This window comes from Shewanella sp., from assembly GCF_041630135.1.
GTDB lineage: Bacteria > Pseudomonadota > Gammaproteobacteria > Enterobacterales > Shewanellaceae > Shewanella.
In genome coordinates this window covers 30,732-43,628 of the sequence record NZ_JBFKLW010000019.1, presented here as the reverse complement: position 1 = coordinate 43,628, position 12,897 = coordinate 30,732, and the positions used below count along the sequence as shown (strand labels likewise).

Sequence of the window (12,897 nt, the reverse complement as noted above, 5' to 3'; positions counted from 1 at the left end):
AAAAAGGGCCTTCATCGAAGGCCCTTTTCATTATTTGCGTTCGCGCTGAGTGCGCTCAACTGACGGAGGCGACCTCTGCATCGGTCAGGTAACGCCACTCACCCGGCTTCAGAGCCAAGTCAAGCTCAATCGCGCCTATGGCTTCACGGTGCAGCCCCACCACCTTGTTACCCACGGCGGCAAACATCCGCTTTACCTGATGGTATTTGCCTTCAGTAATGCTGAGCAGGGCTTCGGTGTCCGCCAGGATCTCAAGCACTGCTGGCTTGGTCAGCCCTTCTTCACCATTAAGCTGCAGGCCATTGGAAAATACCTGCACCAAATCCGCGGTCAGCGGATCGGCCAGTTGCACCCGATAGCGCTTGGCACAGTCGCGCTTTGGGGAGGTAACCTTGTGGGACCACTGACCATCGTCAGTGATAAGCACAAGGCCGGTGGTATCGGCATCGAGTCTGCCGGCGATATGCAATTTATCGGCGCGGGCAATATCAAGCAAAGAAATCACCGACGGATAGTATTCGTCCAGGGTGGAGCAAATGGTGTCCACCGGCTTATTCAGCATCAAGTAACGGACTCCCACCAGCTCAAGGTGCTCGCCTTCAAGACATACCCGGGCACCGTCCGCTACTTTGAAGGCCGGATTTTTAACAACCTCACCATCGCAGGTTACATCACCACCGCTGATGGCTTTTTTTGCCAGTCCACGGCTCAGGTCGGTGGTTTCAGCCAGAAATTTATCCAGTCTCACAATCATCTATTCCGCAGTGAATTTTCGCCGCCATTATGCCGCGGCGACACTAAAAGGCAATGTCGACAATTTTGCTTACAACCCCTAACAAACTATTGTGGCCCCGCCCTTGTTTACATTCCCGCAAAAGCCTTAACATATCGGCCGGACATAAGCACAGTAACCGCCTGTTAACCGAACGAAATACTTAAAAATGTATCGAGCGCAGGCAAAACAACCAAGGAAAAGCAATGAGAAAAGTACTCATCGGGGGATTGTGTGCCTCGCTCATCATGGGTCTGGCCGCGTGCAATCAAGAAAAAGCTGCAGACGCCAAAGCGCCGGAAGTCGCCAAAACCGCAGCAGCTGAAGCCGTTGCCAAAGCCCTGGGCTCAGGTATTGATTTTGCCAATTTCGACAAAAGTATCCGTCCACAGGATGACTTCTATGACTATGTGAACGGCACTTGGGAAAAGAACACCGAGATCCCTGGCGATCGCACCAGCACCGGTGCCTTCTACGACCTGCGTGAAAAGTCACGCGATGACGTAAAAGCCATCATCGATGAAGTAGCCGCCACCCCCAACCTGAAAGAAGGCACTGACGAGCAGAAAGTAGCCGACTTATACCGCGCCTTTATGGATGTGGAAACCCTGAACAAACTGGGTATCACCCCCATACAGCCAGAGCTGGATGCCATCAAGGCCATTGCCAATACTGACGACCTGGTGAAGTTTTTCGCCCACAGCCAAATCGTTGGTGGTGGCACCCCAATGGCATTCTACATTGGTGTGGATGCCAAAGACTCAAGCCGCTACGCCACCCACCTGTGGCAATACGGTCTGAGCCTGCCAGAGAAAGATTACTACTTCAACGAAGATGAGCGCTTCGTGAAAATCCGCGACGCGTTTAAAGCTCACATCGAAAAGATGTACGAACTGGCTGGCATTACCGGCGGAAAAGAAGCCGCAGAGACAGTACTTAAGCTGGAAACTGCCATCGCCAACGCACACTGGAACGTGGTTGATGTACGCGACAGCACCAAAACCTACAACAAGTACCTGGTTGCCGACCTGCCAAAGCTGGCACCCGACATCAACTGGGGCCTGTATCTGGCTACATTGGGCGCAGACAAGCAAACCGACATCATCATCAACCAGCCAAGCTTTGTTGAAGGTCTGAATGCACTGGTGAAGAGTGAGTCGCTGGATAGCTGGAAAACCTACCTGCAATGGCAAACCCTGACACACGCCGCCGGTTACCTCACCGAAGCTCTGGATCAGGAAAACTTTGAGTTCTTCTCCAAAACACTGAACGGTCAGGCCGAACAACAGCCTCGCTGGAAGCGCGGCGTAGCCTCTGTCAACGGCATGCTGGGTGAAGTCGTTGGTATGGTGTATGTGAAGCGTCATTTTACCCCGGAAGCCAAAGCCCGCATGCAGGATTTGGTCGAGAATCTGCGCGGCGCTTACGGTAAGAGCATCGATGAACTTTCCTGGATGAGTGCCGACACCAAGGTGGCTGCCAAAGACAAGCTGGCCAAGTTCAACCCCAAGATTGGCTACCCCAACAAGTGGGAAGACTACAGTAAGTTGACCATCAAGGCCGATGATCTGGTGGGTAATGCCAAACGCGCATCAGCCCTTTCCCACGAAAAAGAACTGGCCAAACTGGGTGCCCCTATCGATCGCGATGAATGGCACATGACACCACAAACCGTGAACGCCTACTACAACCCAACCATGAACGAAATCGTGTTCCCTGCCGCTATCCTGCAGCCACCTTTCTTCAACATGGAAGCCGATGATGCGGTGAACTATGGTGGTATCGGCGCGGTTATCGGCCACGAAATGGGCCATGGTTTTGACGACCAGGGTGCCAAATTCGACGGTGAAGGCAACATGCGTGACTGGTGGACCGAGCAGGATCTGCAGGAGTTTGCTGCCCGTGGTAAGGCCCTGGTTGAGCAGTACAACGGCTATCAGGTGTTTGACGACCTGCACGTGAACGGCGAGCTGACCCTGGGCGAAAACATCGGTGACCTGTCTGGCGTGACCATCGCCTACAAGGCCTACAAGATGTCACTCAACGGCAAAGAAGCTCCGGTTATCGACGGTCTGACCGGCGACGAGCGCTTCTTCATCGGCTTTGCCCAAATATGGCGCGCCAAGATGAAAGAAGAAGCATTGCGTAACCGCGTGGCCACCGACCCGCACTCACCGGCCAAGTTCCGCGCCCTGGGTGCCCTGTCGAACATGCCTGAGTTCTACAGCACCTTCGATGTGAAAGAAGGCGACGCCATGTATCTGGCCCCTGAAAAGCGCGTGAAAATCTGGTAATCCAGACGCGCCCACAAGGGTAAAAATCAGTAAAAACTGATACAAATCAAGGGTGCCTCAGGGCGCCCTTTTTTTTATATCAGCGCATGGTTATACTCGGCTCACTATGCCAAGGAGCAATAAAAACAATGCATGAACTCATCGAACAACTACAAGAAATGAGTGAACAGGTTCCGGTACCGCTGGAACTGCCTTCATTTGATCAATTGATTGACGTGGAAGAAGAAATACTGATCCCACTGCCGTCCGAACTTAAAGAGTACCTGCTGCACGCCAGTGACGTGATTGTTGGCAGCCTTGAGCCAGTGACCGCCGCCGACCGTCAAAGCCACACCTTCCTGCCGGAAGTGGCCGCTTACGCCTGGTCCATTGGCCTGCCACGCGCCATGATCCCCATCTGCCAGAACGGCGATAACTTTTACTGTATCGATCAGGAAGGTCAGGTACACTACTGGGCCTTTGGCGACTTCACCGAAGACCAGTGGGACTCCTTCTGGGAATGGGCTGAAGACGTCTGGATGAACAGTTAATTACGGAAACCATCATGGCAAAAGAGATTGGCCTCAACGGCATCGAAATGCAGTACCTGAGGCTGTCACTGGGCCTGAGCCCTGCGCAGGCGGGCACAGTCACCGGCCACAGTGAAGATGAGGTGGTTGCCTGGGAAGCAGGCAGCACTGAAGCGCCCGGTCTGGCACAGAAAAAACTGCTGGATATCGACGAAGTGATTGAGATGCAGGTGCTGAACACCTCAGACGGCATCGAAGCCATGTTCAAAAAAGAGCCCAAGCGCCGCCTGGCCTTCGTGGTGTACCCCACGCAAGCGGTGTATGCCCAGTACAACCCGGAGTTTTTAAGCTCTCTGCCGCTGGCGGAGCTGTACAACACCTCAGCCTGGCGCATCAAAAAAGAGTGCCAATTGGTACTGGACGTGGAAGTCACCCTGGTGCCACTGGATGTGGAGAGCTACAAAGCCTTCCGTGAGCAGAACGGCCTCGGCGAAAGCCGTGAAAGCCGCGCCAAATGGGCTGCAGCACAGCTTAAATAAATTGCAGCTACTTGGTACAGTTTATAAAAAAACGGCATCCACAGGATGCCGTTTTATTAGGATAACTCATGATACTTAAATGGATTTATGCAAACATCATTTTGATTTCAGTACTTGCGAACTCTGTTGCTTGCGCTGCTACGGGTCTTCAGGAAAGAAATGAGCGACTAAAAACGCATCTTAACAAGGAGCTGGCGACAGACTTTCAGGGCGAAGTGCTGCTGCGCCAGCACGGCCGCCCCCTGTACCAGAGCTCACGGGCAACATCAGGTGAGGCCTATGCGACCAAGGGCAATCTTTATGTGATTGGTTCAATGTCAAAAACGGTGTTTGCCGCTTTCTATCTGGCGCAGCATGAAGCGCAGTTAAATCAGCCGCTGGATCAGAATTCCCTGCCGGCGATATTGCGACGGCCTGCGCCACTGACACCCTTGATGCTGCTCAGCCACACCTCCGGCATTAATCGGAATGGCAATGGATTGCATGACAAGAAACAAGGAGATAGGGCCGCATTTGTCTACAGTAATGCCAACTATCAGCTGCTCGCGACATTGCTATTCCCCGCCTCTTCAGGCGTTGAGCCCACTGTCCGTTCAAGCATTCCGGAAGATACCAAGCCAAGGCTCCAATCGGCGCTGAATACCTTTTTCAGCCGCCAACAGTTGGATATCCAGGCACAAACCGGTGAACTCAGTCAAATAATGGCCCGCGAACCCAGACTCAGGGCGGGCTTTCAAGAGCAGCTGACAGAAAATGGCCCCCAGCTCACCGTCACTGAACTCACCATTGCCGAGCCTGAACTTGCCTCTGGGTTCCTGATTGCCTCGGTGGACGGTATGGCGGATTTTCAGGACAGACTGTTTGGCGGCAAAACGCTGCTGCCATCGGCATTAAATGCCATGGTCACACCATGGGCAGAACGGGAGCATAGATGGGGCTCTCTTGGCTATGGGCTGGGGCTGCAAATAGCTCAGCAGCCACTGGAGTACAGCCACAGCGGCTATGTACCCGGTTATATGAGCCTGATGCTCTATTACCCCGAGAGCGGCCTGCAACTGGTGATGCTGGACAATGTCTCACGGGACCTTACCGATATGGAGCGCGCCTTTGCCAGAATGGACAGGCTCAGACAACTGGTGCGCGAGTATGCCAATAGCCTCTGAACGCGACGCCAGCAGTCGCACCCAGAGCCGGCCTTGGGTATAATTGCTGCATTCGGCATTTGCCACCAAATAAGCTCCTGAATCTGGACACCTATGACCAATAACGATATTTTGCGCCGTCTGCGCTTCGCCCTGGATATTAACGATGCAGGGATGGTGCAACTCTTTGCCCTGGTGCATCAGCCCATCACCGAAGATGCACTGCTGGCCATGCTGAAAAAAGACGATGAGCCGGGTTTTCGTCCCTGCACCGATAAAGAACTGTGTCAGTTCCTGGATGGACTTATCATCAGCCGCCGCGGCCTGAAGCCCGGCAGCGAAATACCCAGACCCACGCCGCTCGACAACAATCTGATTTTCAAAAAAATCCGTATTGCACTGGAGCTGAAAGAAGATGACATCCTCACCCTGCTGACCAAGGCTGGGTTTGATTTATCCAAATCGGAACTTGGCGCCATTTTCCGCAACCCCGACCACAGACACTATCGGCCATGTGGTAATCAGTTGCTGCGCAACTTCCTGAAAGGATTGTCGAAGCATCACCGCGGCCGTTAAGATTATAAGGCAGATCCATTTAGGTCGTTCGAACAGCGTTGAAAATACGCGTGTTGTCATACACGCGTATTTTTAACGTTTTTTACACATAAGCACGCGTGTTTAAAACGCTTATTTGTGAAAAAAACCACAATTCAACATCCACCCAAAGCTACAAAGATCACATTTCGTGATAGTCTTTACTGTTATTGACAGCCAACCGCTCATACCCAAAAAAGCAACCAAAAGGTAGCCCATGGACGATAACAAACGCCCGCTATATTTACCGTTCGCCGGTCCCGCCATTCTTGAGGCTCCGCTCATTAACAAAGGCAGTGCCTTTACCGAAGAAGAGCGTATGTTTTTCAACCTCGAGGGACTGTTACCTTATGCCATCGAAACCATCGAAGAACAGGCTTCCCGTGCCTACGATCAATTCAGAAGTTTCAGCAACGATCTGGACAAGCACATTTATTTGCGCAACATCCAGGACACCAACGAAACCCTGTTTTATCGGCTGGTTCAAAACAATATTGCCGAGATGATGCCCATCATTTACACCCCGACCGTAGGTTTGGCATGCGAACGTTTTTCTAAAAACTACCGCCGTAACCGGGGCTTGTTTATCTCCTACCCTAACAAGGACAGGATTGATGACATCCTCAACAACTCTACCCGTCATAAAGTGAAAATCATCGTTGTGACCGACGGCGAACGTATTCTGGGTCTGGGCGATCAGGGCATTGGTGGCATGGGGATCCCTATCGGTAAGCTATCTCTCTACACCAGCTGTGGTGGCATTAGCCCAGCTTACACCCTGCCCATCACTCTGGACGTTGGCACGGATAATCCACACCTGCTGGAAGATCCCATGTACATGGGATGGCGCCATCCACGTATTGGCGGCGACGAGTACAGCGAATTTATCGAAGCCTTTATGGAGGCCGTTTATCGCCGCTGGCCGGATGTATTGATCCAGTTTGAAGACTTTGCCCAGAAAAACGCCATGCCACTGCTGGACAAATACAAAGACAAATACTGCTGCTTCAATGACGATATTCAGGGCACTGCTGCAGTGACTGTAGGCTCATTGCTCGCCGCATGTAAAGCTGCCAACACCCAGCTCAGCGCTCAGCGCATCGTTTTCCTTGGTGCCGGCAGTGCCGGCTGTGGTATCGCCGAAGCCATAGTGGCGCAAATGGTGTCCGAAGGCATCAGCGACGAGCAGGCACGCAATCAGGTATTTATGGTCGACCGCTGGGGCCTGCTGCTCGATAACATGCCCAATTTGTTGCCGTTCCAACAAAAGCTGGCTCAAAAAGTTGACACCGTAAGTCAATGGTCGGACTTCAGCGACAACCTGTCGCTGCTCAATACCGTCAACAACGCAAAGCCAACCGTATTGATAGGTGTATCCGGTGCTCCGGGCCTGTTTACTGAAGAAATTATTCGCGCCATGCACAGCCATTGTGAGCGTCCCATAGTATTCCCACTATCCAACCCCACCAGCCGGGTTGAGGCTACACCAAAGGACATTCTGCATTGGACCAATGGTCAGGCATTGGTGGCCACCGGCAGCCCATTCGAGCCTGTGGTGGTGGACGATGTGACTTACGATATCGCCCAGTGCAACAACAGCTATATTTTCCCCGGTATCGGCCTTGGAGTGTTGGCATGCGGTGCCAAGCGGGTGTCTGATGAAATGCTGATGGCCTCAAGCCGGGCACTGGCCGAGTGCTCGCCGCTTGCCATTAATGGCACTGGCGCCCTATTGCCACCGCTGGAGGAAATCCATAAGGTCAGCAAGCATATTGCTTTTGCCGTGGCCAAGGTAGCGATAGCCCAGGGGCATGCACTGGATACCACTGATGAGTTGCTGGAGCAGTCCATTGAGGCAAACTTCTGGTATCCGGAATATCGCCGCTACAAGCGCACCTCATTCTGATCGCAACACCTCAAACCGTCTGCTTGATACAAACAATTAAAAACGCCCGGTTTAAGCCGGGCATTTTTTTATTAAATAGATTCAAGCCTATGACAGCCCCATCACCTCGCGCATACTGTTCAACATGCTGCGGTCAGTTCTGGCTTTCTTCAGCTTTTTCAAGCAGTCCTTTAATGAGGCCTCCGCCATACGGGCATAAAGCTCGCTATAATCCTGTTTAGCAATAGCTTCATCGGTATCCTGACGCTCAACGATGTCCTGCGCGAGGATGCTGAGTTGCAGCCATGCATTGGCAATATAAAAACCATGAAAACTACCGCGAGAGAACAAAGCGCTGGCACTCTGTGGCAAGCTATCCCAGGCACAACTGAATCTGTTGGCTTTATCTGCCAGCAATTCATCAAAAAGATCTTGATATGCCGCGAGCAAGGAGTCTGGCAACTTTTCAAGCACAATAACCCGACCAACGACACTGTTGGCCACTTCAAGAGCCTCTACTCGATAAGGCTCTGACAACTCAAACATGGGAATTTCCTTAAACGGTACCGGATACAAACCTGGGGGCATTGTCTCATATTCTGGGCAGATTTCACCGCCCCCAGCACTCCGGCCATGGCTGTGGCTGAGTCTGTCTGAATTTTGCATCACTTAGCCTGTAAGTACCCAATTCCACAAGCAGCAAAAGCTTCAGTAAAGCCCTGTTCCATCATCGCATCACGCCCAGCAAGCGTTACCATCAAACAGGCAGCCAGAATGTGCAGGGATAAGAACAAAATTCGGGAGTTATTAACAATTTGTTAGTAAATATCACTGCGTACGGTTATGATTTATCCTAAATAAAGATAATAACCACCTACAAAGCCTCCAATGACCCGAGTTTTGCTCTCCATACTGATTTTAGTCAGTGCGTTTACTGGCTTTCATATGCCTGCAGCTGCAGGAGAGTTAACGCTGGAGCAAATTGACGACATAATTCACATTCTTGAGACTGGTGAGTTAGACGACTTTGAGGAAACAAAAGCCAAAGTTGAGTTGTTGTCTGACAATATTTCCCCGGACGATCTTCCCCGCATGCTTAAACTCAAGCGCATGCAATGCTGGGTACACGATACCCTTGACGAAGCTGAACTGGCGAAAGCCATTATCTTTGCCAACACACAATTAGCCCTCCCTTCGGTTCAATCCGATGCAGCTGCTACCTCCGACCTCACCCTTTGCAGAGGCTGGATGCTGCAACTGAATGGCCAGATTTCAGAGGCTATGAATGACTACAACAAATCTGTAGCGCTGGCATACCAAACCGAAGACCCAAGACTGATTGCTGATTCCCGAAGTGTGCGCGGTGCACAGCTCTCCTATCAGGGGAATTTTGCTGATGCACTGGAAGATCTCATTACTGCTCAGCATCTGTATGAAAGTTTAAACCTGCAATATTGGGCACGCCTCAATCTGCTGGAACTTGCCACCAGCTATCGCCGCTTTGGCGATCCGACAACCGCTATCCGTTACTACAGGGAGTTACTGGAGAAGTACCAACAAACTAATGATAAATTGGGGATCATTAGTGTAAAGTCTGACATGGCCTTGGCCTATGAAACCATGAATGAGCCGGCTAAGGCGCTCACCATGTATCAGGAAGTGTTAAAAGGCAGGCAGGAGCATCCTGAAGAAGAAAATAAAGACATCAGTATTGCTGCTACCCGGATAAATATGGTCGGCACCCTGATAAAACTTTCCCGCTTTCAGGAAGCAAAAAACAATCTGGAATTGGCCTTCCCAATTATCAAACCGGAACACCAGGGCTTTTATGCTTATAAGCACTTATACCTGGCTCAGGTTTACCTCTCAGAAGGAGAGCCTGCCAAAGCTATGCCGTTACTGGAAAAGGCAGAAAAAAGCTTTCAGGATATTCAAAATAAGCGCGGACTGGCGGAACTTTATCTGAGCAAAAGTCAGACTTATGCGGCCTTAAAGGACTGGGCCAATGCCTTTTATGCACTCGAAATTCAGAACTCCATTCACGCCGAGCTTGATAACCAAATGCAGTCTCAGCGCACCACCGAAATGAGAACCCGCTTTGATACCGACCGCGTGGAGCGTGAAAACAAGCAATTGATTGAGTATCAGAAACTAAGGGAAAAAGAAATGCTTATCCTGCAGGAAAATAAAATCCTGCAGCTCACCATTATCGTTATGGCCGTATTTATTTTGAGCATAGTGTCTGTGTTTGCCTTTAAGCAGGCTCAACGTTCAAAAATTATGGAGCGTTTGGCGTTAACGGATCACCTTACCCAACTGGCAAACCGTCGCCATACCTACCACGAAGGTGAAGCACTATTCCGCACGGCCAAACAAGGGCAGCCACTCTCTGTTATTCTGTTCGATGCCGATCACTTCAAGAAAATCAACGACAACTTCGGTCACGAAATTGGCGACAAGGTATTGGTAGCCATGGCCAAAAGCTCCAGCAGCCAAATGCGCCGGGGTGATTTGGTTGGCCGGATAGGTGGAGAAGAGTTTCTTGCTTTACTGCCTAATACAACGCTTGAACAAGCAATGGAAATCGCTGAACGCTTAAGAATAAGTGTAGAAAATACTGACTTAACTGAGTTTGCCGAGGGTCTTGGCATGAGTATCAGCGCAGGTGTCGCGGCTTTTGATGCTGGCAAAGATAAAAATTTCTCTGCACTTATGAACAGAGCCGATCACGCCCTTTACATTGCAAAACACAATGGACGTAATAGGGTTGAAAAAAACCTTTAACGTTATGGTGTCAACCGCCATAAAATTTGGCTCTGAGCTGACTCTGGCACCAACTTGAACCATCGCTCATACAAGTGTGCAAAATGACCCTCTTGCTGAAACGCCTGCAACGCATATTGCCAGCGCTCAACCATTTCCCTGGATGTACCGCGGGAAAAGGCCAAATACAAGTCGATTCTCTCCAGCTCAGCCAAAGGCACTACGGCCATATCACCGCCACCAGCCTGAGCCAACAGCCTGCCAACCGTTAAATCCACCTGACACCAATACCTGACCCGGCTGGCCAGAAGTTGTCGCAAAGACTGTAGTGGATAGGTAGAAACTTCAACATTTTTGATATCTGCTTGCTGAAGTATACGTTCAGCCGGAGAACCCCGATAAACACCAATACTGCCCATGCGCGCCGCTTCCACAATGTTGGCCGGCGATGACTCATCGTCTGCCCGTTTATAGAGCATGATTTTTGCCGTCGCTATGGGTCCCACGAAATCAAACTGACTTCTGCGACTGTCTCTCAGGGCTGTGGAAAATAACAGCACATTCGAAGACTGACTGGCGATGTTAAAAGCTCTCGCCCAAGGCAATACTTCTATATCTGCAGAAATCCCGAGCCGCGACTTTAGCTGCTCAACCAATTCCACGGAAAACCCAGTAAGTCGCGAATTCTCAATAAAACTGAAAGGAGGTAATGGTTCTGTCAGGAGCCGAAGTGAATGTGTTCCCGGGTCAATGTCAGCATGATTGTCGTTATCATCGGCCCTGGCAGTCTCAATCATCAGCGGTGCGAATGAAATCAACACTGACATCATCAATGCGCTGAATATTGAGCCCTTCTGTGTCATTGCAGCTCCTTGGATACTCCGACATAACTTCATCATAGCTGCAGGAATCTTCGACCTCCAGCAGTCTCCTGACTGAAGTGTCAAAAGCTGTTATTATCTTCGGGCTTTCAGTCCAATTATCATGTCATGCCACCTAAGAACTCAATAACCAGTTCAGCCGCTTACAGTGAGCTTGCCCGTCAGATCAAAGACTGGGGAAGAAGTCTTGGCTTTGCCGACGTTGGCATTACCGATACCGACCTGACGGATGAAGAACCCAAATTCCTGGACTGGCTCACCAAGGGCTACCACGGCGAGATGGGCTATATGGAAAGCCATGGGTTGATGCGCGCCCGCCCGCAGGAACTGCACCCCGGCACCATCCGGGTCATTGCCGCACGCATGGATTACCTACCCGAGAACGCAGGTTTTGCCGCTAACCTGCGCGACCCCAATCTTGGCTATATTTCCCGCTATGCCGGTGGCCGTGACTATCACAAGCTGATGCGTAACCGACTCAAAAAACTTGGCGAGCAAATCGATGCCTGGCTTATTGAACGAGGCTTTACGCCGTCGAACTTTCGCCCCTTTGTTGATTCGGCTCCCATTCTTGAGCGGCCACTGGCGGAAAAAGCCGGTCTTGGCTGGACTGGCAAGCACTCACTTATGCTTAATCATCAGGCTGGCAGCTGGTTCTTTTTGGGAGAGCTACTGGTAAATCTGCCACTGCCTGTCGATATTCCCATTGCAGACGATTGCGGCACCTGCGTGGCCTGCATCAAAAGCTGCCCCACTGATGCCATAGTCGCTCCCTATGTGGTAGATGGCCGGCGCTGCATCTCCTATCTCACCATTGAACTTCAGGGTGCCATTCCAGAAGAATTCCGGCCCTTGATCGGCAACCGCATCTATGGTTGTGATGACTGTCAGCTGGCCTGCCCGGTCAACAGTGGCTCGCCGCTGTCAGCTGAAGCCGACTTTCAGACACGACAGCCACTCAAACTGCCATCGCTGCTGAGCCTGTTTGCCTGGGATGAGGCTACCTTTTTAAAGCAAACCGAGGGCAGCGCCATCCGCCGCATTGGTCATAAAAGGTGGCTGAGAAACATTGCTGTGGCACTGGGTAATGCGCCGGCAAATCCGGATATTCTGTGCGCGCTGAAGACTCGCCTTACGGATGTCGAGGTGGATGGAATGGTGGCCGAACACATTCATTGGGCCATCACCCGCCAACAAGGTGGCCTCACTACTGAGAGCCGCAGAACGGCGCGGCTGATCCGCGCCATTGAGAAAGGCATGCCAAGAGACGCCTAAGGCGTATCCAGGGTAAATCCGATTTTCACCGTCACCTGCCAATGGGCTATCACACCCGCTTCAAGGTGGCCGCGGGTCTCTATCACTTCGAACCAACGTAAATGATGCAGTGACTGCGCCGCCGCAGCCACTGCATTGCGAATGGCATCATCGCTGCTGAGGGGAGAGGAACCTGTGACTTCAATAATCTTGTAGACGTGATTCATGGCAAACCTCCTGTAAGCGGGAACGCAGCCCTGAAGC

General features: G+C 51.4%; 12 protein-coding genes. 8 read left to right on the top strand and 4 right to left on the bottom strand.

Annotated elements, in window-relative coordinates; genetic code table 11:
- Positions 1-55: 55 nt before the first annotated feature.
- Positions 56-754, bottom strand: a complete 699-nt coding sequence (gene rsuA / locus ABYK60_RS07335) for a 16S rRNA pseudouridine(516) synthase RsuA (protein ID WP_372871321.1) — start codon at positions 752-754, stop codon at positions 56-58.
- Positions 755-978: 224 nt separating this feature from the next.
- On the opposite strand from rsuA, the gene ABYK60_RS07330 reads away from it, so the two are divergent.
- The 6 genes from ABYK60_RS07330 (at position 979) to ABYK60_RS07305 (ending at position 7,756) form a co-directional block, all read left to right on the top strand.
- The gene (locus ABYK60_RS07330) at positions 979-3,066 is read left to right on the top strand and encodes a M13 family metallopeptidase (RefSeq protein ID WP_372871320.1); all 2,088 of its coding nucleotides are present in this window, start codon (positions 979-981) and stop codon (positions 3,064-3,066) included.
- A 128-nt stretch (positions 3,067-3,194) separates the two neighbouring features.
- Positions 3,195-3,596, top strand: coding sequence for an SMI1/KNR4 family protein (locus ABYK60_RS07325; RefSeq protein WP_126167825.1), 402 nt, complete (start codon positions 3,195-3,197; stop codon positions 3,594-3,596).
- 14 nt (positions 3,597-3,610) lie between these two features.
- Complete coding sequence (locus ABYK60_RS07320; RefSeq protein ID WP_372871319.1) at positions 3,611-4,114, top strand: DUF4447 family protein; 504 nt, start codon at positions 3,611-3,613, stop codon at positions 4,112-4,114.
- Positions 4,115-4,182: 68 nt separating this feature from the next.
- Positions 4,183-5,277, top strand: a complete 1,095-nt coding sequence (locus ABYK60_RS07315; protein ID WP_372871317.1) for a serine hydrolase domain-containing protein — start codon at positions 4,183-4,185, stop codon at positions 5,275-5,277.
- Between the two features lie 93 nt (positions 5,278-5,370).
- On the top strand, positions 5,371-5,832 hold the full coding sequence (locus tag ABYK60_RS07310; protein ID WP_372871316.1) for a DUF1456 family protein: 462 nt from the start codon (positions 5,371-5,373) through the stop codon (positions 5,830-5,832).
- 235 nt (positions 5,833-6,067) lie between these two features.
- Positions 6,068-7,756: an NAD-dependent malic enzyme gene (locus tag ABYK60_RS07305; protein WP_372871314.1), complete on the top strand. Its 1,689-nt coding sequence runs from the start codon at positions 6,068-6,070 to the stop codon at positions 7,754-7,756.
- Between the two features lie 87 nt (positions 7,757-7,843).
- Here the strand turns inward: ABYK60_RS07305 and ABYK60_RS07300 are convergent, their stop codons facing one another.
- Positions 7,844-8,281, bottom strand: a complete 438-nt coding sequence (locus ABYK60_RS07300; RefSeq protein WP_372871313.1) for a DUF3069 domain-containing protein — start codon at positions 8,279-8,281, stop codon at positions 7,844-7,846.
- A gap of 342 nt (positions 8,282-8,623) precedes the next feature.
- On the opposite strand from ABYK60_RS07300, the gene ABYK60_RS07295 reads away from it, so the two are divergent.
- Positions 8,624-10,519, top strand: coding sequence for a diguanylate cyclase (locus ABYK60_RS07295; protein ID WP_372871312.1), 1,896 nt, complete (start codon positions 8,624-8,626; stop codon positions 10,517-10,519).
- Between the two features lie 2 nt (positions 10,520-10,521).
- Here ABYK60_RS07295 and ABYK60_RS07290 read toward each other — a convergent pair whose 3' ends face one another.
- Positions 10,522-11,361 (bottom strand): substrate-binding periplasmic protein, encoded by an 840-nt coding sequence (locus ABYK60_RS07290; protein WP_372871311.1) that lies wholly within the window; start codon positions 11,359-11,361, stop codon positions 10,522-10,524.
- 126 nt (positions 11,362-11,487) lie between these two features.
- Here ABYK60_RS07290 and queG point away from each other — a divergent pair, with 126 nt between their 5' ends.
- Positions 11,488-12,654 carry a tRNA epoxyqueuosine(34) reductase QueG gene (queG, locus tag ABYK60_RS07285; RefSeq protein WP_372871310.1) on the top strand — a complete coding sequence of 389 codons (1,167 nt, stop codon included), beginning with the start codon at positions 11,488-11,490 and terminating at the stop codon, positions 12,652-12,654.
- Here the strand turns inward: queG and ABYK60_RS07280 are convergent.
- Positions 12,651-12,860 (bottom strand): dodecin, encoded by a 210-nt coding sequence (locus tag ABYK60_RS07280; protein ID WP_372871309.1) that lies wholly within the window; start codon positions 12,858-12,860, stop codon positions 12,651-12,653. The genes queG and ABYK60_RS07280 overlap by 4 nt on opposite strands.
- Positions 12,861-12,897: the final 37 nt, after the last annotated feature.

Coding starts and splice junctions, on each gene's coding strand:
- rsuA (WP_372871321.1), bottom strand. CDS start 754: ATGATTGTGAGACTGGATAAATTTCTGGCTGAAACCACCGACCTGAGC.
- ABYK60_RS07330 (WP_372871320.1), top strand. CDS start 979: ATGAGAAAAGTACTCATCGGGGGATTGTGTGCCTCGCTCATCATGGGT.
- ABYK60_RS07325 (WP_126167825.1), top strand. CDS start 3,195: ATGCATGAACTCATCGAACAACTACAAGAAATGAGTGAACAGGTTCCG.
- ABYK60_RS07320 (WP_372871319.1), top strand. CDS start 3,611: ATGGCAAAAGAGATTGGCCTCAACGGCATCGAAATGCAGTACCTGAGG.
- ABYK60_RS07315 (WP_372871317.1), top strand. CDS start 4,183: ATGATACTTAAATGGATTTATGCAAACATCATTTTGATTTCAGTACTT.
- ABYK60_RS07310 (WP_372871316.1), top strand. CDS start 5,371: ATGACCAATAACGATATTTTGCGCCGTCTGCGCTTCGCCCTGGATATT.
- ABYK60_RS07305 (WP_372871314.1), top strand. CDS start 6,068: ATGGACGATAACAAACGCCCGCTATATTTACCGTTCGCCGGTCCCGCC.
- ABYK60_RS07300 (WP_372871313.1), bottom strand. CDS start 8,281: ATGTTTGAGTTGTCAGAGCCTTATCGAGTAGAGGCTCTTGAAGTGGCC.
- ABYK60_RS07295 (WP_372871312.1), top strand. CDS start 8,624: ATGACCCGAGTTTTGCTCTCCATACTGATTTTAGTCAGTGCGTTTACT.
- ABYK60_RS07290 (WP_372871311.1), bottom strand. CDS start 11,361: ATGACACAGAAGGGCTCAATATTCAGCGCATTGATGATGTCAGTGTTG.
- queG (WP_372871310.1), top strand. CDS start 11,488: ATGCCACCTAAGAACTCAATAACCAGTTCAGCCGCTTACAGTGAGCTT.
- ABYK60_RS07280 (WP_372871309.1), bottom strand. CDS start 12,860: ATGAATCACGTCTACAAGATTATTGAAGTCACAGGTTCCTCTCCCCTC.